This is a genomic window from Streptomyces sp. NPDC052042, from assembly GCF_044548345.1.
Lineage (GTDB): Bacteria > Actinomycetota > Actinomycetes > Streptomycetales > Streptomycetaceae > Streptomyces.
Genome location: NZ_JBIUBU010000004.1, coordinates 245,191 through 268,134, shown reverse-complemented (window position 1 = coordinate 268,134; position 22,944 = coordinate 245,191). Strand labels below are relative to the sequence as shown.

General features: G+C 73.8%; 19 protein-coding genes and 1 pseudogene. 8 read left to right on the top strand and 12 right to left on the bottom strand.

Annotated features, from left to right (window positions below):
* Nucleotides 1–154: 154 nt before the first annotated feature.
* Nucleotides 155–2,542 carry a phosphoketolase gene (locus ACIHCL_RS10660; protein WP_399859503.1) on the top strand — a complete coding sequence of 796 codons (2,388 nt, stop codon included), beginning with the start codon at nucleotides 155–157 and terminating at the stop codon, nucleotides 2,540–2,542.
* 173 nt (nucleotides 2,543–2,715) lie between these two features.
* Here ACIHCL_RS10660 and ACIHCL_RS10655 read toward each other — a convergent pair whose 3' ends face one another.
* A complete protein-coding gene (locus ACIHCL_RS10655; protein ID WP_399859501.1) occupies nucleotides 2,716–3,039 on the bottom strand; it encodes a plasmid stabilization protein in 324 nt (107 codons plus the stop codon).
* A 245-nt stretch (nucleotides 3,040–3,284) separates the two neighbouring features.
* Nucleotides 3,285–4,109 carry an endonuclease I family protein gene (locus ACIHCL_RS10650; RefSeq protein ID WP_399859498.1) on the bottom strand — a complete coding sequence of 275 codons (825 nt, stop codon included), beginning with the start codon at nucleotides 4,107–4,109 and terminating at the stop codon, nucleotides 3,285–3,287.
* A 261-nt stretch (nucleotides 4,110–4,370) separates the two neighbouring features.
* On the opposite strand from ACIHCL_RS10650, the gene ACIHCL_RS10645 reads away from it, so the two are divergent.
* The 3 genes from ACIHCL_RS10645 to ACIHCL_RS10635 all read left to right on the top strand — a co-directional run bounded on the left by ACIHCL_RS10645 (nucleotide 4,371) and on the right by ACIHCL_RS10635 (nucleotide 7,099).
* A complete protein-coding gene (locus tag ACIHCL_RS10645) occupies nucleotides 4,371–4,571 on the top strand; it encodes a hypothetical protein (RefSeq protein ID WP_399859496.1) in 201 nt (66 codons plus the stop codon).
* Nucleotides 4,572–4,644: 73 nt separating this feature from the next.
* The gene (locus ACIHCL_RS10640; protein ID WP_399859495.1) at nucleotides 4,645–5,802 is read left to right on the top strand and encodes a methyltransferase; all 1,158 of its coding nucleotides are present in this window, start codon (nucleotides 4,645–4,647) and stop codon (nucleotides 5,800–5,802) included.
* A gap of 118 nt (nucleotides 5,803–5,920) precedes the next feature.
* Nucleotides 5,921–7,099 carry an acyl-CoA dehydrogenase family protein gene (locus tag ACIHCL_RS10635; RefSeq protein WP_399859493.1) on the top strand — a complete coding sequence of 393 codons (1,179 nt, stop codon included), beginning with the start codon at nucleotides 5,921–5,923 and terminating at the stop codon, nucleotides 7,097–7,099.
* A gap of 167 nt (nucleotides 7,100–7,266) precedes the next feature.
* On the opposite strand, the gene ACIHCL_RS10630 is transcribed toward ACIHCL_RS10635, so the two are convergent.
* The 3 genes from ACIHCL_RS10630 to ACIHCL_RS10620 form a co-directional block, all read right to left on the bottom strand.
* Nucleotides 7,267–8,526 carry an MFS transporter gene (locus tag ACIHCL_RS10630; RefSeq protein WP_399859490.1) on the bottom strand — a complete coding sequence of 420 codons (1,260 nt, stop codon included), beginning with the start codon at nucleotides 8,524–8,526 and terminating at the stop codon, nucleotides 7,267–7,269.
* Nucleotides 8,523–9,662 carry a PLP-dependent cysteine synthase family protein gene (locus tag ACIHCL_RS10625; RefSeq protein ID WP_399859487.1) on the bottom strand — a complete coding sequence of 380 codons (1,140 nt, stop codon included), beginning with the start codon at nucleotides 9,660–9,662 and terminating at the stop codon, nucleotides 8,523–8,525. The genes ACIHCL_RS10630 and ACIHCL_RS10625 overlap by 4 nt, the downstream gene beginning before the upstream one ends.
* 116 nt (nucleotides 9,663–9,778) lie before the next feature.
* A complete protein-coding gene (locus tag ACIHCL_RS10620; RefSeq protein ID WP_399859485.1) occupies nucleotides 9,779–10,183 on the bottom strand; it encodes a hypothetical protein in 405 nt (134 codons plus the stop codon).
* A gap of 439 nt (nucleotides 10,184–10,622) precedes the next feature.
* Here ACIHCL_RS10620 and ACIHCL_RS10615 point away from each other — a divergent pair, with 439 nt between their 5' ends.
* On the top strand, nucleotides 10,623–12,380 hold the full coding sequence (locus tag ACIHCL_RS10615; RefSeq protein ID WP_399859824.1) for a GAF domain-containing protein: 1,758 nt from the start codon (nucleotides 10,623–10,625) through the stop codon (nucleotides 12,378–12,380).
* Between the two features lie 135 nt (nucleotides 12,381–12,515).
* Here ACIHCL_RS10615 and ACIHCL_RS10610 read toward each other — a convergent pair whose 3' ends face one another.
* Together ACIHCL_RS10610 and ACIHCL_RS10605 are read right to left on the bottom strand one after the other, a co-directional pair.
* The gene (locus tag ACIHCL_RS10610; protein WP_399859483.1) at nucleotides 12,516–13,232 is read right to left on the bottom strand and encodes a response regulator; all 717 of its coding nucleotides are present in this window, start codon (nucleotides 13,230–13,232) and stop codon (nucleotides 12,516–12,518) included.
* A gap of 204 nt (nucleotides 13,233–13,436) precedes the next feature.
* Nucleotides 13,437–14,165 carry a helix-turn-helix domain-containing protein gene (locus ACIHCL_RS10605; RefSeq protein WP_399859480.1) on the bottom strand — a complete coding sequence of 243 codons (729 nt, stop codon included), beginning with the start codon at nucleotides 14,163–14,165 and terminating at the stop codon, nucleotides 13,437–13,439.
* A 354-nt stretch (nucleotides 14,166–14,519) separates the two neighbouring features.
* Between ACIHCL_RS10605 and ACIHCL_RS10600 the strand changes: the two genes are divergently transcribed.
* A complete protein-coding gene (locus ACIHCL_RS10600; RefSeq protein ID WP_399859477.1) occupies nucleotides 14,520–15,425 on the top strand; it encodes a universal stress protein in 906 nt (301 codons plus the stop codon).
* 103 nt (nucleotides 15,426–15,528) lie between these two features.
* On the opposite strand, the gene ACIHCL_RS10595 is transcribed toward ACIHCL_RS10600, so the two are convergent.
* Complete coding sequence (locus tag ACIHCL_RS10595) at nucleotides 15,529–16,182, bottom strand: CBS domain-containing protein (protein WP_399859475.1); 654 nt, start codon at nucleotides 16,180–16,182, stop codon at nucleotides 15,529–15,531.
* A 289-nt stretch (nucleotides 16,183–16,471) separates the two neighbouring features.
* Between ACIHCL_RS10595 and ACIHCL_RS10590 the strand changes: the two genes are divergently transcribed.
* Nucleotides 16,472–17,560 (top strand): alcohol dehydrogenase catalytic domain-containing protein, encoded by a 1,089-nt coding sequence (locus ACIHCL_RS10590; protein WP_399859473.1) that lies wholly within the window; start codon nucleotides 16,472–16,474, stop codon nucleotides 17,558–17,560.
* Nucleotides 17,561–17,760: 200 nt separating this feature from the next.
* On the opposite strand, the gene ACIHCL_RS10585 is transcribed toward ACIHCL_RS10590, so the two are convergent.
* Nucleotides 17,761–18,672 (bottom strand): universal stress protein, encoded by a 912-nt coding sequence (locus ACIHCL_RS10585; protein WP_399859471.1) that lies wholly within the window; start codon nucleotides 18,670–18,672, stop codon nucleotides 17,761–17,763.
* 311 nt (nucleotides 18,673–18,983) lie between these two features.
* Here ACIHCL_RS10585 and ACIHCL_RS10580 point away from each other — a divergent pair, with 311 nt between their 5' ends.
* Complete coding sequence (locus ACIHCL_RS10580) at nucleotides 18,984–19,874, top strand: universal stress protein (protein ID WP_399859469.1); 891 nt, start codon at nucleotides 18,984–18,986, stop codon at nucleotides 19,872–19,874.
* A 187-nt stretch (nucleotides 19,875–20,061) separates the two neighbouring features.
* Here the strand turns inward: ACIHCL_RS10580 and ACIHCL_RS10575 are convergent, their stop codons facing one another.
* The 3 genes and pseudogenes from ACIHCL_RS10575 to ACIHCL_RS10565 all read right to left on the bottom strand — a co-directional run.
* Nucleotides 20,062–20,685: a CBS domain-containing protein gene (locus ACIHCL_RS10575; protein WP_399859466.1), complete on the bottom strand. Its 624-nt coding sequence runs from the start codon at nucleotides 20,683–20,685 to the stop codon at nucleotides 20,062–20,064.
* Nucleotides 20,686–20,774: 89 nt separating this feature from the next.
* On the bottom strand, nucleotides 20,775–21,230 hold the full coding sequence (locus ACIHCL_RS10570; protein WP_399859821.1) for a Crp/Fnr family transcriptional regulator: 456 nt from the start codon (nucleotides 21,228–21,230) through the stop codon (nucleotides 20,775–20,777).
* A 135-nt stretch (nucleotides 21,231–21,365) separates the two neighbouring features.
* A pseudogene (locus tag ACIHCL_RS10565) lies at nucleotides 21,366–22,745 on the bottom strand (nicotinate phosphoribosyltransferase); the annotation flags it as partial.
* Between the last annotated feature and the right edge of the window lie 199 nt (nucleotides 22,746–22,944).

Genomic DNA, 22,944 nt, shown 5'->3' with positions numbered 1-22,944 from the left:
GTTGCGACGCCTGGCACGCACGCGCGCGGCATCGGCCAAAAGCCCACGCAGCCCTTCCCCGAGCTCTCGACTTCGTTCGATCAGGGGAGACCCCGTCCGAGGGCTTCCGGCCGCCGTGCGGTCGCACGCGTCGGACACGATCCAGGAGTAGCAGATGAGTCACGCCGTCCACCCGGCAACGACATCCGGACCCTCCGACGAGGAGGTCGCCGCACTCGACGCCCACTGGCGGGCCGCCAACTATCTGACCGTCGGCCAGATCTACCTCATGGCCAACCCGCTGCTGACCGAGCCGCTGGCCCGCGAGCACATCAAACCGCGCCTGCTCGGCCACTGGGGCACCTCGCCCGGACTCAACCTGGTCCACACGCATCTCAACCGGATCATCAAGTCCCGAGGCGTCCAGGCCCTGTGCGTCTGGGGGCCCGGGCACGGCGGGCCCGCCGTGCTCGCCAACTCCTGGCTGGAGGGCAGCTGTTCGGAGACCTACCCCGACATCGGGCGGGACGCCGACGGGATGGGGCGGCTGTTCAAGCAGTTCTCCTTCCCCGGCGGGGTGCCCAGCCACGTGGCACCGGAGACACCCGGCTCCATCCACGAGGGCGGCGAGCTCGGCTACGCGCTCACCCACGCCTACGGTGCCGCCTTCGACCACCCCGACCTGCTCGTCGCCTGCGTCGTCGGGGACGGCGAGGCGGAGACGGGCCCCCTCGCCGCGTCCTGGCACTCCAACAAGTTCCTCGACCCCGTGCACGACGGTGCCGTCCTGCCGATCCTCCACCTCAACGGATACAAGATCGCCAACCCGACGGTCCTCGCCCGCCTGCCCGAGACCGAACTCGACGCCCTCCTGCGCGGATACGGCCACGACCCCCTCTACGTCGGGGGCGACGACCCGCTCACCGTTCACCGGGCGATGGCCGCGGCGATGGACCGGGCCGTCGACCGCGTCCAGGAGATCCAGAGTGCGGCCCGCGGCGGCGCCACCGCCGAACGCCCGCACTGGCCGATGATCGTGCTGCGCACCCCCAAGGGCTGGACGGGCCCGGCCGAGGTCGACGGCATGCCCGTCGAGGGCACCTGGCGCTCCCACCAGGTGCCGCTGCCCGGTGTCCGGGACAACCCCGATCATCTGCGGCAGCTGGAGGCGTGGATGCGCTCCTACCGGCCGCAGGAGCTCTTCGACGCGTCCGGGCGCCCCACCGCGCAGGTGCTCGGCTGTGTCCCCGGCGGCGACGCCCGGCTCGGGGCGACCCCGTACGCCAACGGCGGTCTGATGCTGCGTGAGCTGCCCATCCCGCCGCTGGAGGAGTTCGCCGTCGCCGTCGACGAACCCGGCACCGTCCTGCACGAGCCGACCCGGGTGCTGGGCGGGCTCCTGGAGGCCGTGATGGCCGCGACCGCGGAACGCCGCGACTTTCGTGTGATGGGCCCCGACGAAACCGCCTCCAACCGGCTCGACGACCTCTACGGGGCCACCGGCAAGGCGTGGCAGGAGCGGATCCTGCCGACCGACGAGAACCTAGCGCACGACGGCCGCGTCATGGAGGTGCTCTCGGAGCACCTGTGCCAGGGCTGGCTGGAGGGGTACCTCCTCACCGGACGGCACGGCCTGTTCTCCTGCTACGAGGCGTTCGCCCACATCGTCGACTCGATGGTCAACCAGCACATCAAATGGCTCAGGACCGCCCGCAGACTGGCCTGGCGCCGCTCCGTCGCCTCCCTCAACTACCTGCTCACCTCACACGTGTGGCGCCAGGACCACAACGGGTTCTCGCATCAGGACCCCGGCTTCGTCGACCACGTCCTCAACAAGAGCCCCGAGGTCGTCCGGGTCTATCTGCCACCGGACTCCAACACACTGCTCTCCATCGCCGACCACGCCCTGCGCAGCCGCGACCACGTCAATGTCATCGTGGCCGGCAAGCAGCCGTGCCACGACTGGCTCACCCTGGACCAGGCCCGTGCGCACTGCGCCCGGGGCGTGGGGATCTGGGAGTGGGCGGGCACCGATGACGGCACCCGCCGACCGGACGTGGTGCTCGCCTGCGCCGGTGACGTCCCTACCCTGGAGACGCTGGCCGCCGCCGACCTGCTCCGCCGTCATCTGCCGGAACTGGCCGTTCGCGTGGTGAACGTGGTCGACATGACGCGGCTGCTGCCCCGTGAGGACCATCCGCACGGAATGCCGGACGCGGAGTACGACACGGTGTTCACCCGGGACACGCCCGTGATCTTCGCTTACCACGGCTACCCGTGGCTCGTCCACCGGCTGGCCTACCGGCGGGCCGGCCACGTCCATCTGCACGTGCGGGGCTACAAGGAGGAGGGAACCACGACCACCCCGTTCGACATGGTCGTCCGCAACGACCTCGACCGCTACCGGCTGGTCATGGACGTGATCGACCGGGTGCCCGGTCTCGGCGTGCGGGCCGCGGCGGTACGCCAGGCGATGGCGGACACCCGCACCCGCCACCACGCCTGGATCCGCGAGCACGGCGTGGACCTGCCCGAGGTCTCCGAGTGGACCTGGGGCGGCTGACGTCGCCGGAGCACCGACACGCCGACGGCCCCGGTTCCGGAACCGGGGCCGTCGGCAGGTGCGCGGGGTGAGGGGGGCCGTCGGCTGCGGCGGGCCGGACGCGCGGCCGGGCGCCCGCGCGGGATCAGCGCGGCGTCCTCGCGGCGTGCGTCCGGCGGTCGGCCGGCGCGTGCTCAGCGGCCGAGCGCACGGGCCAGTTGATCCTTGGTCATGCTCGAACGCCCGTGGATGTTCTTCTTCTTCGCCTCTTCGTAGAGCTGGTCGCGCGTGGGGCCCGCGGCCCCGGTGCGGGAGCGCAGACCGCCGCGCCGCGACGACGAGATGTCCTCGAGGGACGTACGGCTCGCGGTCTTCGACTCGCCCGCGCGGGCGCGTGCCTTGTTGACGGTGCGGGCCGCGATCTCCTCGGCCCGCTCCTCGCCGACGCCGCGTTCCTGTGCGCTCTCCTTGATGTGTTCGTACTGTCGTTCCCGTTTGGCGTTGGATCCGCGTGGCATGGTGTGCTCACTCCTCTCCGGGGGACCTGCCCCCGGGGGCCTTCTCGTGCCCGGCGGGGACCCTCCCAGTGTCCCAGCGGCCCCGGGGGCCCGCACTCGGCAAGGGCGGCGGTGGCCGGTGCCCGCGCCGAACGTCCTTCCTCGTGCGGGGAGCGGGGCGGCCGGGCGGTTCCGGGCCGCGGACGGCACGTGACCGCCGACGGGCCGGGCGGTGCCCCGTCGGCGGTCACGCGTCCGGCGGGCGCCTACCAGATGGAGTCGACCCACTCGGGGTGATCGATGAACGGGTTCCGGTTGTTCTGGTACTGGTTGTATATGACGTCGTTGCGCCGCTTCTCGAAGGAGTCCGGCGGGTCCTGCTTGCTCCACGCCTTCAGGACGGAGAGGCGGCCCATGTACGGGGCCGAGCCGTTGGACACCCGCTCGTTGGGTTCGAGGTCGGCCCAGCCGTCGCCGCCCTCGTAGCGCACCGCCATGTAGAGGATCATGCGGGCCACGTCGCCCTTGACCGCGTTGCGCGGTTCGAAGGAGTCGCTGTCGGTGTAGCTGCCCGGGGCGCCGCTGACCGGGCTGCCGCCGTTGTCGAAGTCCTTGTTGCCGCGGATGGAGTTGACCTGGACGTCCTCCGCCCGCAGGTGGTGGAGGTCGGTTCCGGGGCCGGTGGCGGTGCCGAAATTGCCGTGGGACTTGGCCCACACGTGCTCACGGTTCCACTGGCCGACCGAGCCGCCGTTGTTGTTCTTGGACGTGGAGCGTCCGGAGTAGACGAGGACCACGTTGGAGGAGTTGGCGGGATCCTGGTCCGTGTTCTTCAGGGCGTCCCAGACCTGGCTGTAGGAGATCTTGGTCTGCTTGCTGATGATCGTGTGCAGCGCGCTCTTGAGCGCAGGGCCGGACTTGCCGATCGCGCCCTTGTAGTACGTGTCGTCGAGGGCCTGGAGCGGTGTCGCGGTGGCGGGAGCGGCCGGGGTGGCGGCCGCGGGCGCCGCGGCCGCGGTGCCGGCGAGCACCGCGAACGCGGCGAACGTCGCCAACAACGGGCGGCGGTAACGAAGGTGACGGCGGGGCATGGGGGGGCGTCCTCTCCGGGGCGACGGGCGCCGCGGCGCCCGTCGCAGGGTGGGGACGGTGTCGCGGCGGGCGTGTGGTGAGTGGTCAGCCGGAGCCTTCCACACGCACCGTGACCCTCGTGTGAACGCTGTGTATTTATCATGTGCAGGTCAAGTGGCGACTTCGGTGGCGCCGATGCGGGGCCCGGAGCGGGGCGCGGGGGCATCGGATGCGCCGGACCGGGCGCGGGGCGAGAATGTCCGAAAGGACGAGGAGGCGGCATGAGCGACGAGCCCGAATCCGTATCCGTAGCCGGGGGAGTGACCCCCGACAGCCTCCTGCACACGGGCGGGAGCGACCATCCGACCCCGGAGGACCTGGTGCTTGCCTCCGGGCGGGACCTGACCCCCGAGAACCTTCGCTGGGCCGAGCGCAAGATCGCCCAGGAGGGCCGTTCGGCGATCGACAAGGCGCTGCCTTAGCGCGGCGCGGCCACGAAGCCGGCGGCGGGGAGTGCGCGAGGCACTCCCCGCGGCTCGGCTAGCCTGGGTGCACGTGAACCGTTTGACGACGTCAGAGGCCGAGTACGAGCTGGCCCGTTTCCCCGAGGACCCCCGCGACCCGTTCCGCGCCTGGGACGCCGCCGACGCATACCTGCTGCGGCGGCTGGAGGGGGCCGACAACACGGAACCGGTGGACCTGTCGGGCACCGTGGCCGTGGTGGGCGACCGCTGGGGCGCCCTGAGCACCGTCCTGGCGGAGCACCGCCCCGTGCAGATCGCCGACTCCTACCTGACGCAGCGGGCCACCCGCGCCAATCTGGAGCGCAACGGCGCCGGCGCGGACGCGGTGCGCCTGCTGTCCGCCAGGGATGCCCCGCCCGACCGCGTCGACGTCCTCCTGGTACGTGTACCGAAGAGCCTCGCGTTCCTGGAGGACCAACTGCACCGGCTCGCCCCGGCCGTCCATGCCGGCACCGTCGTCATCGGTACGGGCATGGTCAAGGAGATCCACACCTCCACCCTCGCGCTCTTCGAGCGGATCATCGGCCCGACCCGTACCTCCCTGGCGGTCAGGAAGGCCCGGCTCATCTTCTGCACCCCCGATCCCGCGAAGGCGCGGACCCCCAGCCCCTGGCCGTTGCGCTACGAGCTGCCCGAGGGCATCGGCCCGGCCTCCGGCAGGACGGTCACCAACCACGCCGGGGTCTTCTGCGCCGACCGCCTCGACATCGGCACCCGTTTCTTCCTCGGCCACCTCCCCGCGCGCAGCGGCCCCGACCGGGTCGTCGACCTCGGCTGCGGCAACGGAGTCGTCGGGCTGTCCGCCGCCCTCGCCAACCCTTCGGCGAGGGTCACGTTCATCGACGAGTCCTACCAGGCGGTCGCCTCCGCGGAGGAGACCTTCCGGGCCAACACCGGACCCGGCGCCGAGGCCGACTTCCTGGTCGGCGACGGACTCTCGGAGGTACCGCCCGGCAGCGTGGACCTGGTGCTCAACAACCCGCCGTTCCACTCCCACCAGGCCACCACCGACGCGACGGCCCGCGCCATGTTCCGGGGGGCGCACGCCGCACTGCGCCCGGGCGGCGAGCTGTGGGTCGTCGGCAACCGGCACCTCGGCCACCACATCCGGCTGCGCCGCATCTTCGGCAACTGCGCCACGGTCGCGGGCAACCCCAAGTTCGTCGTCCTGCGTGCCGTCAAGCGCTGACCCCCGCCAGGCTCCCCGGGCACCCGGACCGCCCCGGCCCTTCCAGATTCCTGCAACGCGTTCTACTGTGTGCGCCGCCGTGCGCCGGCGACGCGACCGCGAGACTCCTGGAGGGGCCGTGCACCTGGAATACACGCCTGAACAGCAGCAGTTGCGCGCCGAACTGCGTGCGTACTTCGCCGAACTGGTCCCCGACGATGCCTCCGCCCGGTACGCCGAGCCCACGGCGCAGAAGAAGTTCTACCGCGAGACGATCCGGCGTCTGGGCGCCGACGGCCGGCTGGGAGCGGGCTGGCCGGAGGAGTACGGCGGCAGCGGTCTGACCCCGATGGAGCAGTTCATCTTCTTCGACGAGGCCGCCCAGGCGGGCGTGCCGCTCCCGCTGATGGCCCTCAACACCGTCGGCCCGACGATCATGCGGTACGGCACCGACGAGCAGAAGCGGTACTTCCTGCCGAAGATCCTCGCGGGCGAGATCGACTTCGCCATCGGCTACAGCGAACCCGACGCGGGCACCGACCTCGCCGCGCTCAGGACCCGGGCCGTGCGCGACGGCGACGCGTACGTCGTCAACGGGCAGAAGATCTGGACCACCAACGGCGACACCGCGGACTGGGTGTGGCTCGCCGTGCGCACCGACCCGGACGCGCCCTCGCACCAGGGCATCACCATCCTGCTCGTCCCGACCACGGACCCCGGCTACTCCTGCACCCTGATCAACACCCTGGCCTCCCACGACACCACCGCCAGTTACTACGAGGACGTCCGCGTCCCCGTCTCGCACCGCGTGGGCGAGGAGAACGAGGGCTGGCGGCTGATCACCAACCAGCTCAACCACGAACGCGTCACCCTCGCCGCCCACGGCACCATGGCCGTCCGCGCCCTCCACGACGTCCAGCGCTGGGCCTCGGACACCCGGATCGCCGACGGCCGCCGCGTCATCGACCTCGGCTGGGCCCGCACGCTCCTGGCCCGCACCCACGCCAGGCTCGACGCCATGAAACTGCTCAACCGGCGGATGGTGTCCGCCGCCCAGGACGGGACGCTCACCCCGCACGACGCCTCCGCCGTCAAGGTCTACGGCTCCGAGGCCCGACGTGACGCCTATGCCTGGCTGATGCAGGTCGTCGGCTCGGCTGCCCCGCTCAAGGAGGGCTCGGCGGGCGCCGTGCTGCACGGTGAGCTCGAACGCGGCTACCGCTCCGCCGTCATCTTCACCTTCGGCGGCGGCAACAACGAGATCCAGCGGGAGATCATCTCGTGGATCGGGCTGGGGATGCCGCGCGTACGGCGGTGAGCGCGTGCGGGGCGTCCGGTCCGGGGGCGAAGGCGGGACGGTCCCCGCGGCGCCGGTCACGGGGCGGACGCGAGCGCGGTGACCGGCGCCCGGTGGCCCGCGCGCCGGGGCACACACCCGAGCGGCTCGGTCCCGTAGGGGGAGCCGCCCGGGCGCAGGCGCGGCGCCTACGCCGCCGCGGGCCGCGACTGCGGCTGCGGTGCGGTGAGCCACCCGGTTCGGGCGAGCGCGGCGACCGCCGCGGCGCAGACCGTCCCGGTCGCGGTCAGAGCCGCCCAGGTCAACCAGGTGGCGTCATGGCGGTGGGCGTAGTCCCAGAGCGCCCCGGTGCCGAGGTTGCCGAGGGTGATGCCCAGGCCGGAGACGGAGTTGTAGAGACCGTAGTGGGTGGCGACCAGGCGGTTTCCGGACAGAGCCACGACGGTGTCCATCTCGAAGGGATAGACGATCGCGGACCCGGCGGCCAGCAGGACGACGGCCGCGACCAGGGCCACCAGCACGGCCGTCGACGAGCCGCGCGGGCAGAGGGCGAGGGGCACGAACGCGAGCCCCATCGCCGCCAGCCCGCGCACCAGGGCCTCACTGGGCCGCCAGCGCTCCTTGGCCCAGCCGGTGAGCCGCAGTTGGCCCACGACGGCGACCGCGGCCGAGATCACGAACAGCCCACTGGTGACCGCGGTCCCCTCGGCGCCGAGGGCGTCGGTCGCCGCGAGCGGCAGCGCGAGGTAGACCTGGAAGGTCAGGACGTACGAGCCGATCATCGCCGCCGAGAAGAGCAGGAACGGCCGGTTGGCCACCACGCTGCGCCACTGCGCCAGCACGCCGTCCTGCCCGTCGGCCGGTCTCGTGCGTCGGCCGGGGGTGGGCAGTGAGCGCCATTGCAGCAGCGTGAGGACGGCGAAGATGCCGGCGGCGACCGTGCACACGAGCCGGAAGTCGGCGGCCAGCAGGCCGAGGCCGACCAGCGGGCCGAGCAGCATACCGCCCTGGTAGTAGACGTTGAAGGTGGCGAAGGCGTCCACGCGCCGCTCGCCGGCCTCGGCGGCGAGGTAGGCGCGGACGGCCGGGTTGAACAGGGCGCCGGCAAAGCCTGTCGCGGCGGAGGCCGCGATGAGCGCGGGCAGGTCGTCGACCCAGCCGAGCAGGGCGAAGCCCAGGGTGCGCAGGAGGCACCCGGCCATGATGGGAACCTTGTGGCCGAGGCGGTCGGCGAGGGTGCCTCCGATGAGGAACATGCCCTGCTGGGAGAAGTTGCGGACGCCGAGGACGAGTCCGACGGCCCAGGCGGCGAGGCCGAGCCCGTCGGACAGGTGCGCCGCGAGGTACGGCATGAGCATGTAGAAGGCGAGGTTGATGGCGAACTGATTGGCCATCATCAGCTGTACGCCCGGCGGGAAGGAACGGGTCTGCTCCCACAGATGTTTCATCGGGCGGCTCCCACGGGGCCGTGGTGTTCGGGGCGGGCGAGGGGGTCGGTGACGCGGGTGCAGCGGGTCCACCGGGTGACGGTGCGCTCCCCGCTGTCGGCGATCTCGTCGGGATCGACGGTCGGCAGGTGGCCGAGGAGGCCGTGGGCACGGCAGTAGGCGTCGTCGAAGACCGTGCCGACGTAGCGTTGCGGCCCGTCGGGGAAGACCGCGACGATCCGGTTCTCGGGAGGCAGGGTGCCGGCCAGCCAGCGGGCGACCAGCGCGACGGCGCCGACGCTCCAGCCGCCGGTGGCGTAGTGGTGGCGGGCCAGATGACGGGCGGCCCACACCGCTTCGGGGGCGGCGACCCAGTGGACCTCGTCGAAGAGGCCGTAGGCGACGTTGCGGGGGTAGATGCTGGAGCCCAGACCGCGCATGAGGCGAGTGGCGGCGGGCTGGCCGAAGATCGTGGACCCGGTGGTGTCGACCCCGACGACCCGGAGTCCGGGGAAGCAGCCGCGCAGCACCGAGCCGATGCCCGCCGAGTGCCCACCGGTGCCGACGGAGACGACCAGGGTGTCGATGCGGCCGAGCTGGCCGACGAGTTCATGGGCGAGTGGGGCGTAGGCGGCGACGTTGTCGGGGTTGTTGTACTGGTCCGGGCACCAGGCGTCCGGGTGGACGGCGAGCAGCTCCTCGACGCGTCGTCGGCGGGCCTCCTGCCAGCCGCCGTCCGGATGCGGTGTGGCGACGAGGTCGACCTCGGCGCCGTACGCGGAGAGCAGGCCGGTCATCAGCGGCTCCATGCCGGGGTCGGTGACGACGGTGACCGGATGGCCGTAGGTCGCGCCGGCCAGGGCCAGGCCGAGGCCGAGGGTGCCGGAGGTCGACTCGACGATGCGGGCGCCGGGCAGCAGCCGGTCCCGTTCGCGTGCGGCGCGGACCATGTGCAGGGCGGTGCGGTCCTTGATACCGCCGGGATTGTGGCCTTCGAGCTTGGCCCAGAAGCCGCGTCCGGCGGTGGTGAACGGTGCGCCGATCCACAGGACGGGGGTGTCGCCGACGAGGCCGGCGGGGGTGTGCAGGGGATGTTTCGCGTCGGACAGCAACTGGGCCGGAGACATCGGCAGCGCGGTACCGGTGGGGTGGTTCATGACGTGCTTCTCCTGCGGCCGGCGCCGTGACGGGCAGCCGGCCGATGTGTGAGGAAGGCGACGGAGGTGATCGGTCGCCGTGCGGCCCGGATCGGGTGCGCACGGAGAGGGGCCGATCAGGTCCGCCACACGCCGAGAAGAGCCCGCGCATGTCCGGCGGACGACGCGGTGGAGGAAGCGGGGCAGTGGTGCGGCGCCGGCAGCGGGCCGAACGGATCGGTGACCGAGGGGTCGGCCGACAGCACGGCGGGAAGCGGCCATGACGGGTCGAGGTCGCGCGACGGCTGGACGGTCGGCTCGTCCAGGTCCTGGCAATCGGCGTCCCTGTCGGGCGCGGGCGTGCTCGGCCCGGCCGAGGCCTGCCGGTCCGTCTCGGACGGGGACTGCCCGTACGAGGCGGGAGAGATCGGCAACACGGCGTCGGCGCGCAGGGCGGGGGCCGCCGTCGGGCCGTGGGAGCAGGCGAGGACGTGCAGCAGCGTGGTCAGCAGCACGGCGACCACCGCTCCGGCCCACGGCACGGAGCGGCCGCCTCGCATGACCGACCCGGCTCGCACGAACACGAAAAGTAGTCGGACCGCTGCATAAAGTTCTTGTCAGAGGAGCTCGCGCCCTCGCGTCCCCGACATCGGGGAAGGCTGCCCGAGTTCCGGCACCGCCTGCCCTTCCGGGCCCCACACGACGGGCGCCCCGCCGACAACCTTGCGTCTGATGATCACCGCATTGGGTGAATCCGTCGCACCGATCGGAGCCGGGCCATCGGCGCGGCGCCCCGCGGTCGTACGCGTGCGTCGGCCGTGCGTCGGCCACTCACGCCGCCTACCGGGCGCGTCGCGCCACCTCGCGCCGCACCTCGCCGGCGCCGGGCGAGCAAGCCGTAGGCGCCTGGTGCGGCCAGGGCCGTCCGACGGCCCCGCAACCGCACCGGATGCCGATCGGCGTGCGGAGATTACCGTGGAGATGTGGCCGGGCCTGTACGCGTGGGGGCAGGACGGAGGCACCGTGGGCGACAACGGGACGGAACGCCGCGGCGGGGACCGCCCCCGACGGAGCGCGCTGCCCGAGGAGCTCCAGCACCGCCTCGACGCCGTGGGACGCCGCCCCGCCGCGGCGGCCCTGCTGCTGGAGGCCGTCATGTCGGTCGGGCGGGAACTCGACCTGTCGGAGGTCCTGCGCCGGATCGTCGAAGCCGCCGTCGTCGTGGCCGACGCCGAATACGGGGCACTGGGCGTGGTCGGCGAGGGCGCCCGCCTCACCCAGCTCCTGACCGTGGGCGTCACGGAGGAGCAGCGCCGGGCCATCGGCAGGCTGCCTGAGGGACACGGCATCCTGGGTGAACTGCTCCGCCACCCCCGGCCGCTGCGCCTCGCGGAACTCTCCGAGCACCCCGCGTCCCGCGGGTTTCCGCCGAACCACCCCCCGATGCGCTCGTTCCTGGGGGTTCCCGTCCGGATCCGCGACGAGGTGTTCGGCCATCTGTACCTCACGGAGAAGCGCGGCAGCCGCGCGTTCGACGCCGAGGACGAGACCCTGCTGTCCACGCTGGCGGTGGCGGCCGGGGTCGCCATCGAGAACGCTCGCGCGCACGCGCGTACGCGCGAGCGGCAGCGCTGGCAGGAGGCGGGCAACGAGATCGTCGCGGGGCTGCTGGGCGGGGCCGGCGACCGGGACGTCCTGCGCATGATCGTCGACCGCTCCCGCCGTATCCTCGCCGCGGATCTCGGGGTCCTGGCGGTCCCCGCCGAAGGAGGCGCCGTCCGTGTGGCGCTGGCGTCCGGCACGGACGCCGAGCGGTACCGCGGGCTGACCCTCCCGTGCGAGGGAACGTTCGCCGGGGCGGCCCTCGACGCCGGTGAACCGGTCACCACCCCGGACATCGCGCGCGACCCGAGGACCACCGGCGGCCCCCTGCGGCGGACGGGGCTCGGCCCCGCGGTCGCCGTCCCCCTGGCCGCGGGGAAGCGGACCTGCGGGGTGCTGATGCTGGCCCGCGCACGCGGCAGCCCCGCCTTCACCGACACGGAGACCGCGCCCCTGCCGGCGTTCGCGGGGCAGGCGGCCCTGGCGATGGAGCTGACCGAGCGGCGCGAGTCGGCCGAGCAGATCGCCCTGCTGGAGGAACGCGACCGGATCGCCCGGGATCTGCACGACCTGGCCATCCAGCGGCTCTTCGCCACCGGGATGACCCTGCAGAGCGTGGTGCGCCTCGTCGAACAGCCCCAGGCCGGCGAACGGCTGCTGCGCGCGGTGGACGATCTGGACGAGACCATCAAGATCATCCGGTCCACCATCTTCGGCCTCCGCGCCCGTGACGCCGGACGCACCGGTCAGGGGCTGCGCGTCCGGACGGCGAAGGCGGTCGAGCAGGCGGCGCGGGCCCTCGGATTCCAGCCGTCCCTGCGGATGGGCGGGCTGATCGACACGGATGTGCCGGCCGATGTCGCGGAGCAGATGGTCGCGGTGCTCGGCGAGGCGCTGACCAATGTGGCGCGCCATGCGCGGGCGTCGGCGGTGGACGTCTCGCTGACGGTGGGCGCGGGGCGGTTGACGCTCGTCGTGTCCGACGACGGGATCGGGATGCCCGAGCACGGGGTGTCCCCCAGCGGGCTCGACAACCTCGCGCGACGGGCCGAGAAGCTCGGCGGGGAGATGGACGTGGGGGCGTCGCCGCGGGGCGGCACCCGGCTGAGCTGGCGGGTGCCGCTGCGGCCGTACTGACACCCCGGGCCGTACTGCCACTCCGGGCCGGGCCGGCTGCGCGCCCCCGCCGTGGGGCCGCCCCGAGGGCGTGACCGTCTCGGGGCGCTCCCCGGCCCGGAGGCGGCGCGGAGACGGCCCGGGGCCCTGCGCGGGTCATCGGCGGCGGTGCCCGGCACCCCCGGCCGGCGGGGCGGAATCCCCGGTGTGCGCCGCGATCACGGCCGCTTGGACGCGCCGTTCGACGCCGAGCTTGGCCAGGAGGCGTGAGATGTGGTTCTTCACCGTCTTCTCGGACAGATACAGCCGTTTGCCGATCTGGCTGTTGGTCAGCCCCTCACCGATCAGGGCCAGGACGTCCTTCTCCCGCGGTGACAGCCCCGACAGGGCGTCGTCCTGCGCGCACTCGGCGCCGTAGTCCTCCTCGCGCAGGCTGTCCATCAGCCGTGCCGTGGTCGCCGGGTCGAGGGTGGAGCGCCCGGAGGCCAGGGTGCGCACGGCGGCGACCAGGTCGGCCCCCTTGATCTCCTTGAGCACATAACCGGCCGCACCGGCCATGATGGCGTCGAGCAGGGCCTCGTCGTCGTCGAACGAGGTGAGCATCAGGCAGGCCAGTTCCGGCATGCGGGAGCGCAGCTCACGGCAGACCGTGATGCCGTCCCCGTCCGGCAGCCGCACGTCGAGGATCGCGACGTCGGGGCGGAGGGCCGGGCCCCGGGCCAGCGCATGACCGGCCGTGCCCGCGTCGCCGACGACCTCGATGTCCGGCTCCGCGTCCAGCAGATCCTGCACCCCGCGCCTGACGACCTCGTGGTCGTCGAGCAGGAACACACGGATCGGCTTCCGCGCCGGGAATCCGCACTCCGCGCTCATGGCGCCCTCCTCGTCGTCGACGGGCGGTATGGACCGCTGCCGAGGGGCGGCGCGGCCACGCCCTCACTCATCGTGGTCCGTGCCGGGAGCGGCTCACCAGGGCCGAACGGGTCCCGCGGCGACCGTTCGGCGGCGCCGCCGGGACCGGGGGCCGGAGGGGGCGGCGCCATTCCCCTCGCGGCACGGCGGGGCCGTGCGCCGCGCTCAGCCCGGCCCGCCCGGACCGTGGTCGCCGTCCCCGGCGGCATGACTCCCGAGGACGTGGATGCGGCGCCCGGTGACGCGTGCCGGGGTGATCGTCAGCCACACGTTCCGCGGGCCTCCGGCCCAGGGCGTGGTGCGGGCCTCCTCGTCCAGCCGCCGGGCGGCCTCCGGATCGTCGACGACCGCGACCTCGCCGACGACCAGCACGCTCCACCCCTGGCTCATCGCCTCGTCGATGTGGTCCACCTCGAAGGCGACCGTCCGGCCCGCGGTGGCGGTGAGGAGCGAGCCGCGGGCGCTGCGATAGGCGATCCGGTCGCCGTCCACGAGGTAGTTGACCGGGAGGATGGCGGGCCCGTCGTCCGTCGTCACACCGACCCGGCCCACCCCGTGCGTGGACAGCAGGAGGCTGCACTCCCGGGGGTCGAGTTCGAGCAGTTGTGTGCGATATCCGGCGCGACCCAGCCCCGGCGGCAGGTTCGCCGTGCAGCCGGTCAGCTCGGCCACCGTGACCTCCAGGGCCTCGGCCAGCCGCAGCAGGAACCCGATGCCGGGCGTTGCCTGGTGCTGCTCGACGTACTGGAGGTAGCCGGGGGCGGAACCGGCCCGCTCGGCCACTTCCTCTCTGCTGAGCCCGAGTTCTTCGCGCCGCAGCGCCACCCGTCGGCCCAGTTCCCCCGGGGCCCGGCCCGGGCCGTCGCCCGACGAGTGACTTCCTCCACGCGTCATGTCGTACACGTCCTTCGCGGATCCGTTCCGGCCGCCGTGGGATTCGCTCCCGGCCCTCGCGGGAGGGCTCGGGCCGCCGACGTCCCCGCCGTCGTTCCCCGCGTCCCTCCGCCGTTCCACGTGCGCTTCGTCGGTTTCATGGTGCGCCGTCGGGCGCCGCGGCGCATGGGCCGACCGGCCTGGTCCGGCGCCCGCCCGGACCATGCAGTCGTGCCGGGCACGGGCACAGGATGGCCGTACGGCCCCGTGAACACCGCGTTCGAGCCCGCGGGGGACGGCCCGGGGCATGGGCGTGCGGGGACCGCGGAAACGCAAGGAGAAAGACCGAAGGAGAGAGACCGAAGGAGAAGGACCATGGGCAGCATTCCGCTGGACATGTTCATGGCGGCGCCGCTCGTGGTCGGCACCGATGGCTCCGGGCATGCGCTGCGGGCCGTGCGATGGGCCGCGGCCGAGGCCGCCGCCCGGGGGACGGCGCTGCACATCGTGCACGCCGTCGGGTTCGGCCGGGGAGGCCCGTACCTCAGCGAGGGGGACCGGCGGCGGATCGTGACCTTCGGGAACACCGTGCTGGCAGAGGCCGCCGCGCACGCCCGCCGGGCGGCCCCCGGCGTCGCGGTGACCACGACCTTGTGCGAGAACCGGACGACGCCCTGTCTGCTCGGTGAGGCGGCGCCCGACGCCACGGTCGTCGTCGGCTCGCGCGGGCGCGGGGGGTCCGCGCCCCGGCTGATCGGGCCGGACTCGCTCGACCTGGCCGCCCACGCGTCGCTTCCCGTCGTGGTCGTGCCCGGCGAGGAACGCGAACGGGCGGGCGTCGTCCTGGCGGCGGTGCGGGACGGCCGCGACGCCGAGGCGCTGTGGCTCGCCGCCCGGCTGGCCGTCCGGGACGGAGCCGCGCTGGGCGTGGTGAGCGCCTGGGTCCCCCTCGGGAACGCGGGCGGTACGGCGGCCGGGTGCGTGGGCGCGGACCGGCCCGCCGAAGGGCGGGCGCGAGTCGTCGCCCGGATCACCGAGCCCGTGCGCACGGAGTTCCCCGGCCTTCCGGTGACCGAGCGGGTCGTCCGCGCGGGATCGGTTCCCGACACGTTGGTACGGGCGACCGAGGAGGCCGATGTCATCGTCATGGGGGCGCGTCGGCGTTCCCACCGCGTCGGATCTTCGCCGGGGCATGTGGCACACGCCGTCCTGCACCGCACCCACTGCCCCGTCCTGCTCGCCCCGCGCGGTGTCCCGCCCCTGAAAGGGGCGCACCCGTGAAAGCCTCCTCGAACGCACCTGCGAAGCCCCGCGACGCGCCCCGCACCGTGGGACGACGGACGACGGACGACGGGCCGCGGTACGGCCCCGCAGCAGGTCCCGATCAGGCGGGAGTCGCGCCCTCCAGCCGGCAGTCCACGTCCACCACGCCCTCCACGGAGCGCGCCAGCCGGGCAGCGACGGGAATGAGGGAACTGTCGGGAACACGTCCGGACAGGGTGACCACGCCCCGGGCGACGGAGACCTCGACCGGCCGATCAGCGGCGGGGAACAGCCGGTCGACGACCTCGTGGCGCACCTCGTCCGCGAGCGCGTCGTCGGGCCGAAGGAAGACCTTCAGAAGGTCGGCACGGCTGACGATGCCCTTGAGATCGCCGCGCTCGTCCACGACCGGAAGGCGCTTGACGCGCCGGTCGGCCATGAGGCGGGCGGCCCGAGGGAGCGGCGCGTCGGGCCGTACCGTGACCGCCGGGCTCGTCATCAGGTCCCCGGCCCGGACCGCGCCTGCCTTGGCGGTGTCGGCGAGACGCCGCATCTGCTCGATCATGCCGATCCGGTGCGCGTGGAACTCCTCCTTCGTGAGCAGATCGGCTTCGGAGACCACGCCTATGACGCGTGCTCCCTCGTCGACGACCGGTACGGCGGTGACCTTCCACCGCTCCATGACCGCGACGATCTCCTTGAACTCCGTGTCGGGGGTGACGGTGACGACGGTCTTCGTCATCACGTCGTCGACGGTGTACCGGGCAGGCGCCATGGCAGTTCCTCGGTGGACGTACGGGACCGGCGGGTCGGCCGGGAGCGGCGGACGGGGCCGGACCGGCACGTACGGGCCGGGGCGGGCCCGTACGTCTCGCCGTTCACGTCCACCGTTCGCCGCGTGTCGGCCGGGAGGCAACGTTCTCACACCCTCGCGCCCCCGGCGCCACGGGTACCAGGGGCCGACCGGCCCAGGCGGGGGCCGACCGGCCCAAGCGCGGGGGCCGGGTGCCGGGGCAGCCTGGGAGCGGAGGCGCAGGACGCCGCACGGGAAGAAGGACAGCGTCGTGAAGGCACTCGTATTCCAGGGGCCGGGACAGACCGCGTGGCAGGACGTTCCGGACCCGGTTGTCATGGACGCCGCCGATGCCGTCGTCCGCGTGGACGTCGTGACGATCTGCGGCACCGACCTCCATATCGTCAAGGGCCATGTGCCCGATGTGACCCCGGGACGGATTCTGGGCCACGAGGCCGTCGGCACCGTGGTGGAGACCGGTCCGGAGGTCCGGACCGCGCGCCCCGGCGACCGTGTGCTGGTCTCCTGCGTGTCGGCGTGCGGCCGGTGCGGCTCCTGCCGCGAGGGCCGTTACGGCCAGTGCCGGGGCGGAGGCGGCTGGGTGCTCGGCCGCACCGTCGACGGCGCGCAGGCCGAATACGTGCGGGTGCCGTTCGCCGACCTGACCCTGCACCCCTTGCCGGCCTCCGTCGACAGCGGTGACGGGGTGCTGCTCGCCGATGTCCTCCCGACCGCCTACGAGGTCGGTGTGCTGAACGGCGGCGTGCGGCCCGGCGAGACCGTCGTCGTGGTCGGCGCGGGCCCGGTCGGGCTGGCCGCCGTGGTCTGCTCGGGCCTCTACAGCCCCGGACGCGTCGTCGCCGTCGATCTCGCGGAGAACCGGCTGGCCGCCGCGCGTTCTCTGGGCGCCGACGCGACGGTGAACGCCGCCGAGGAGCCGGAACGCCTGGTCGAGGACCTCACCGACGGGCTCGGCGCCGATGTGGTCATGGAGGCCGTCGGCGTGCCCGAGACCTTCGAGATGTGCACCCGCATGGTGCGGCCCGGAGGCCGTGTCGCGAACATCGGGGTGCACGGCGAACCGGCGACGCTCCACCTCGAAGACCTGTGGGCCAAGGACGTCACCGTCACCACCGGACTGGTCGACACGTACTCCACACCCATGCTGCTGCGGATGACGGCGATGGGCCGGCTGTCCGCGTCCCCCCTGATCACCCACCGCTTCGCACTGGGGCAGATGGAGGAGGCATACGACGTGTTCGCGCGCGCCGCGGACACGGGGGCCCTCAAGGTGGTGCTGGGCGGGGCGCGGCACGACGAGGTCGTCGCCCCGCTCCGGCCGTCGGTCCGCGCCCCATGAGCGGACGCGCGCGCACGGAGGGGTCCGGGAATCCGGTGGCAGCGCCCCCGAGCGGGAGGCCGTGTTCGAGGCCGGGCGCTCGGCGACGACAGGTGCGCCACGGGGCCCGCGTCCGAGTCGCCCGCAGGCCCCGTCCACCGCCCGGGGACCTGCGCGGCCGGGTACCACGACCGGCTTGCCTGCGACATCGGCGGGGGAGCTCAGGTGTGGGCGACGACGGCGACCGGGGCCGTGGAGTGGTGGAGGACCGCATGGGTCACCCGGCCGATGTGGCCGCCGATCCGGGACCGGCGGACGCGGCGGCCGACGACCACGAGATCCGCCGCGGCGCCCGCCTCCAGCAACTGCTCGGCGGGGCGGCCGGCCTCGGACCGCGCGTCGAGGGCCACCGTCGGACACCTCTCGCGCCAGGGCCTCAGCACCTCGTCCAGCCCGGCCCGCGCGGTGTCCGCCATCCGCGCGTTGCCCTCCGGGCTGTACGCGGCCCCGTACCCCGCCAGCGGGGGCAGGGTCCAGCTGTGCAGCGCGACGAGCGGGCAGTGCCGCCGCGCCGCCTCCTCGAACGCGAAGGCGAGCAGGGCTTCGCACGGGTGGCCGGTGTCCACGCCGACCACCACGCGGTGCTCGGCGTGACCGCCCCGCGCGTTGCGCGGTTCCGGCGGACCGCCGCGCGCCCGCCCGTGCGGCGCCGTGTCCTTCGCGGCGCGCACCAGGACGACCGGTCGCTCCGAAGCGTGGACGACCGCCATGCCGACGGAACCGAGGACGACGCCGGCCACGGTGCCCAGTCCCCGGGAGCCGAGAACCAGCATGGTCGCGTCCGCCGCCGCCCCGGCCAGTGCCTCGGCCGGGCGGCCCTCCAGCGTCGCGGAGCCGATGTCGAGTCGCGGGTACTCTGCCCGCAGCTCCTCGCAGGCCCCGCGCAGGAGCTCGTCGACGTACCCGGGGCGGGGACCGGACCCGGCCGCGGGGACGTCGAGGACCGCGTACGACTCCGCCACGTGGACGAGCCGCAGGGGTACGCCGTGCAGGAGCGCTTCCGCCGCGGCCCAGCGGGACGCCGCGGCGCTCTGCGTGGATCCGTCGAATCCCGCGACGACGCGCTGGTCCATGGTGACCTCCCGACGTACTTCACGGCGGCTCCTTCCGCCGCCTCGCGCAGCCCCCGGGGAACCCGCACGGCCGAACGCCCCGGGCCCTCCACGAACCAGGATCCGCCGGGCGGCGGCCGGGAGGGAGGGCCGAACGGGGCGTGGCCGGGGCCGGTCGGCCCGGTCCCGGCGCTCGGACGAGGCAGGATGGCACGGGAAAGGGGGCCACCGGCCCCGGGCGTCCCCGAGCGGCCCCGCGCACGCGGCGCCCGGGACGCCGCCGTGGCGGGCCTTACCGGCGCCACTCGGCGAGGAGGAACCGAGGAGGAACCATGGAAGGCATCACCGGCCGCCCGGAACTGGGCTCCGTCGTGGTGGGCGTCGACGGCTCGGAGCCGGCCCGCCGCGCAGTGTTCTGGGCAGCGGACGAGGCGGCACGCCGCGGCACACTGCTCCACATCGTTCACGGCGCGGACACCGACACGCGGAGTCTGTACCTGTCGGCGGACAGCATCGAGGGCATCCGCAGCGCGGGCCACGAACTGCTGCGGGACATCGCGGCCGTCGTCGCGGAACGGTTTCCGGACCTGCGCGTCACCACGGAGTTCAGCCGCAGCGCGCCCGTGCCCAGCCTGCAGCGGACGGCGGGACTCCGCGGCACCCTCGTGGTCGGCAGCCGGGGCCTGGGCGGATTCGCCTACCTCATGCTCGGCTCCGTCGGGCTGCGGATCGTCGGGGCGGCCACCACCCCCGTCGTCGTGGTGCGGGGCGAGGACGACACGGTGGCCGGTGTCGTCGTGGCCGCCGTACGCGACGAGCACGACGCCGAGAGCGTCCGGTACGCCGCGTGCGAGGCGGAGATTCGCGGGGCGTCGCTGCGACTGCTGCACGTGTGGAACGTGTTCGCGTCCGCCGGGGTGGCCACGCCCATGCTCGACGGCGCCGGCACGGTCGTCGGCGAGCGCGTCCGCCGCCTGACCGACCTGACCGCCCGGATCCGGGAGGAGTTCCCGGGACTCACCGTGCAGGCGGAGGCCGAGAAGAGCCTGAACACGGCCGGAGCGTTGGTGGAGGCGTCACGCCACGCGGATCTGCTGGTGATGGGCGGGCGGCGGTCACCCGGGTACATCGGCCCCACCCTCGGCCGCGTCACGCACGGTCTGGTGCACCACGCCCACTGCCCCGTCCAGCTCATTCCGCGCGGGCACGGGAGCGAGGCATGAAGGACGGCGGGCACCGGCGAACCGTCACCGGCCTCGCCGCGCGGGCGGCGCGAAGGCACGGCCGAGCCGCCGCGGGCCGTCGTGGTGGGCGGGGGCGTCCCGCCGCTCGGTGAGGGCGACGGCGCCGCCGCGCGGACGACGGGCGGAGCGGCGCCCGGACGGAGCGGCGCCCGGACGGAGCGAGGGCTCAGGCGGACTCCACGCGCACGTCCACGACGCCCTCGACGGCGCGGACGGCCCGGACCAGCAGGGGTGTCAGGGAGCGGTCGGGCAGCGGGCCCCGGAGGGTCACGACGCCGTCCAGCACCTCGACGTCCACCTGGCCCGGGACGGGCGGACCGGCGAGTACGGCCGACCGGATCTCCTCGGCCAGCTCCTCGTCGGGGCGCAGGAACACCTTCAGCAGGTCGCTGCGGCTCACGACGCCCTCCAGCATGCCGAGCCGGTTCACGACCGGCAGGCGCTTGACCCGCCTGCGCGCCATGATCCGCGCGGCTTCGGCGAGCGTGGCGTCGGCGTGGACCGTGACGGCCGGGCTGGACATCAGTTCCTCGGCCAGCACCGCGTCGGCCTTGGCCGCCTCCTCCGTCCCGCCGGGCGGCGCCGGACCGCCTTCGCGAAACCCCTCCTTGGGCAGCAGGTCCGCCTCGGAGACGACGCCGACGACGCGGCCCTCGCCCTCGAGCACCGGCACCGCGCTGACCTTCCACGCGTGCATCAACTCGACGATCTCCTTGTACGAGGCGTCGCGGCCGATGGCCACGGCCGTATGGGTCATGACATCGCTGACGGTGTATCGGGAGGCGGCCATGGGCGGTGCTCCTCGGGCGTGGTTCCGGGCGCCGACGCGCGGCGGACGGCGGGGGCGGCGCCCGGAACCGGGCACGCCCCCGCCGCCGCTCACAGGGGGCTGCCGCCGTGCGGGGCGTAGAGGTCGAGCAGACGGATCCGCGCGGCCTGTAGCCGGTGGGCAAGGACCTGACCGACCCAGTGGCCGACGGCGGAACCGAAGGCGGGATCCGCGTCCATCATCATCCGTATGGTCGCGGCGTCGAACTCGTGGGTGCGGACCGGGGTCATCGCGTCCGCTCCGAGGTGCCACAGATACGGCTCGAAGAGCCAGGACCAGCCCACCAGTTCACCGGGGCCCAGATTCTCGATCGCGGCCCTGCGCCCGCCCGGGACGCGGAAGTCCAGGGTGACGGTGCCCGAGCGCAGGATCCAGAAGCGGTCCGCGTAGTCCCCTTCGTCGAAGAGTCGGACACCCTGGTCGAAGTTGACCTCCCGGCCGACGCGCAGCAACCGGGTGCGGTACTGGGCGGGCAGAGCGGTGATACGGGTCGGAGAAGTGCTCATCGACAGCCTCCTGTGGATGGGTCCGGAGCCAGCATCGCCGGGCGGCCGGTCCACGCACATGGGCCGACCGGCCCCTGCCGTGGTTCCGTCCGGCCCCGCGCGGTCGTGGGAACCCGCCGAACGGGCCCCGGGGGGTGGGGCGGCTCCCCGTTCCGGGCCGTGCGCACGGGCGGGACGGACCGGCGGCCGCCCCAGGAAGTGCGTCTCGACGTACCGGCGGACGTCCGCCGTGAGCGAGACGAGGCGCTCCGAGACCTCCACGGTCGGCGCGACGGGCGCCCGTACGGCGCGGGCCCGGGGCGGAAGCGCCGCGAGATCGGCGGAGAACCGCCTGCGGGCCGCGGCGGGCCCCGCACGGGGCGAGATCCGGCGCCCCTCCCGCATGACCGGCTCCAGCAACGGGACCGCGCCGGGCGGCGGCGGCTCGTCGGCGCGGGCGATGAGATCGGCCCGCCCAGGCCGCCGGAACACCTGCTTGCGGCCCGGCGCCGTCACCTTGGCCGGCGACAGCTTCATCACCGGGCGGCCGTCGTACTCGACCAGCTTGTACGCGGAGTCCAGATACGGTGCGTCCGCGCAGACGCCGACCCGGGTGCCGACCGCGAACGTGTCGATGGGTGCCCCCGCACGGACCAGGTCGTCCACCGCGAACTCGTCGAGGCCGCCGCTCGCCACGATCCGGGTCTCCCGGAGCCCGGCGGTGTCGAGTACGGCCCTGGCCCGCGCGGCCAGGGCCGTAAGGTCCCCGCTGTCGAGCCGCACGGCGCACCCCGGCCCCAGTCCCAGCTCGCGCAGCACCCTCGCCGCCGTCTCCACCCCCGCCAGGGTGTCGTACGTGTCCACGAGAAGGGTCACCGGGCCGGGGCGGGACCGGGCGAAGGCCCGGAAGGCGTCCTCCTCCGTCCCGAACGCCTCCACGTACGAGTGGGCCATGGTGCCGACCGCGGTCAGTCCCTCGGCATGGGCGGCCGCCACGTCGCTGGTGCCGGCGAAACCGACCATGGCGCCCAGCCGGGCGGCCTGATGCCCGGCCTCGATGCCGTGCGTGCGGCGCAGGGAGAAGTCGACGACGGCGTGCCCGTCGGCCGCCAGCACGCACCGGGCGCACTTGGAGGCCACGGCGGTCTGATGGCTGACCTGATTGAGCACATAGGTCTCCACGAGCTGGGCCTGGGGGAGAGGGGCGGTGACCTCCAGCAGTGGCTCACCGGGCAGCACCACGCGTCCCTCGGGCACCGCCCGGACCGTGCCCTCGAACTCCAGGCCCAGCAGCGGCGCCAGATCCTCGGGCCGCTGCCCGGTCACGGAGGCGAACACGGCCACGTCGTCCGCGTCCACCCGGTAGTCGGCGAGGTAGGTGAGCACCGGCTCCAGACCCGCGCAGACCAGGAAGCCCCGGTCCGGCGGCAGTTCGCGGACGAACAGGCTGAACGTGGCGGGCCCGGTCATGCCCTCGCGCAGATAGGACTGGGCCATGGTGACCTCGTAGAGGTCGGTGCTCGTGGCCTTCGACATCGACGGCACCCTCCTCCCGCCGCCGTCCTCCCGGACCGCGACCCGCACCCGCACGGACGCGCCGCGCCGGTTTCATCCGCCTTCTTCCACTATCGGCCCCCTTCATCTTGCGGGCCAGCCGGAGGGCCCCGGGGCGGCCGAGCCGGGGTGGTGCGGACGCGTCCGCACCGCGGGGGAGGGCGGGGCGCCCCCGCCCGGC